We start from the raw sequence: 1,529 nt of genomic DNA, 5'->3' as shown, positions 1-1,529 counted from the left end.
GCCCGTGTAGTAGACGAAATGGTTGAAGCTATTCCTGATGAGAATCTATTTTCGTACTATGTAGGTGGTGGCAGAAGTAGTTACCATCCCAAAATGATGCTTAAAGTCATTCTTTATGGTTACTCCCAAAAAGTATATTCGTGCCGTGGAATCGAGAAATTAACAACTGAAAGTATCCCCGCCATGTGGTTATCAGCAATGCAACAACCAGATTTCCGTACAATCAATGAGTTCCGTGGGGGACGCATGAAAGACTTTATGGATGAACTCTTCGAAACTATGATTCACAAGTTAATTGAAGAGAACTACATAACATTCGAAAATTACTTTTTGGATGGTACTAAGATTGAAGCCAATGCCAACAAGTATAGTTTTGTATGGAAACGGGCGACTTCAAATTTTGAAGAGAAACTAAAAGAAAAAATCAAGGAAACCCTTCAGCATATACACGAATTAATCCAGTCAGAAGCACAACCAGCAGATCAAGAACAAGAAATCACTGGACAAGAATTAGTAGAAGTTGCCGAAAAACTCGAGGAAAAAGTTGAGGCATTAACAGAGGTAATTGATAGCGAAACGGATAAAGACGTTCGAAAAGAAAAAAGGCAAGAACGCAGTCAATTAAAGAAATCAATCAAACAAATCCGCGAGGATTTTATACCTCGATTGACCAAGTACAAAGAACAAAATGAAATATTCGGTGATCGTAATAGTTATTCTAAAACGGACAAAGATGCCACCTTCATGCGTATGAAAGAAGATCATATGAAAAATGGACAACTTAAGCCAGGATATAACGTACAAATAGGAACTGAAAAACAGTTTATTCTTAATTATTCAATCCATCAACGCCCAACGGACACTCGCTGTTTTATCCCGCACATGGAAAAGCTAGCCAGATCCTCTCTACCAATGCCTAAAGTAGTGAGTGCAGACGCTGGATATGGCAGTGAAGAAAATTATCTGTATGCCGTTGGTGAGGAGAGAGAGCAACGATTCGAGTTTCTTATCCCTTACGGGAGCTATGTAAAGGAACAAACACGCAAATATAAAAAAGACATCAAAAACGCAAAAAACTGGACTTATGTGGAAAAGGATGACTGTTTTATTTGCCCGAACGGAATGAAAGTGACGTTTAAAAAATACTTAAACAAAAAGAATCAGTCTGGCTTCGAGCAAAGTTTCAAAATATATGAATGTGAAGATTGTACAGATTGCCCACTAAAAGCACAATGCACAAAAGCAAAAGGCAATCGTCAGGTTCACTGGAATACAATCTTTGAAGAAATGAAAGCCAAGGCGAAAGCAGCCCTTGAATGTGAAGAAAAGGCCGCTATCTACGCTCAACGTAAAGTTGAGGTAGAAAGTGTGTTCGGTCACATCAAGGGCAATAGGTCGTTCCGCAGATTTTCCTTGCGGGGGCTCGACAAAGTACATGTCGAGTTTGGGATTGTGGCATTAGCCCACAATATGCTGAAAGTAGCAGGCATCCGCCAGTTACTTTCAGAGAAAAATCGAAAAACTCAAAA

The 1,529-nt window shown here is 39.2% G+C and carries 1 protein-coding gene; it reads left to right on the top strand.

The features are described 5' to 3' along the window. A partial coding sequence (locus tag E1I69_RS24065; RefSeq protein WP_136382017.1) for an IS1182 family transposase occupies positions 1-1,529 on the top strand: 1,529 nt, incomplete at both ends.

The sequence above is a fragment of the Bacillus timonensis genome (genome assembly GCF_004799755.1).
GTDB classification, from domain to species: Bacteria; Bacillota; Bacilli; order Bacillales; family Bacillaceae_L; genus Ferdinandcohnia; species Ferdinandcohnia timonensis_A.
The sequence above is the reverse complement of the archived record's forward strand: the minus strand, read 5'-3'. Positions and strand labels throughout refer to the sequence as shown.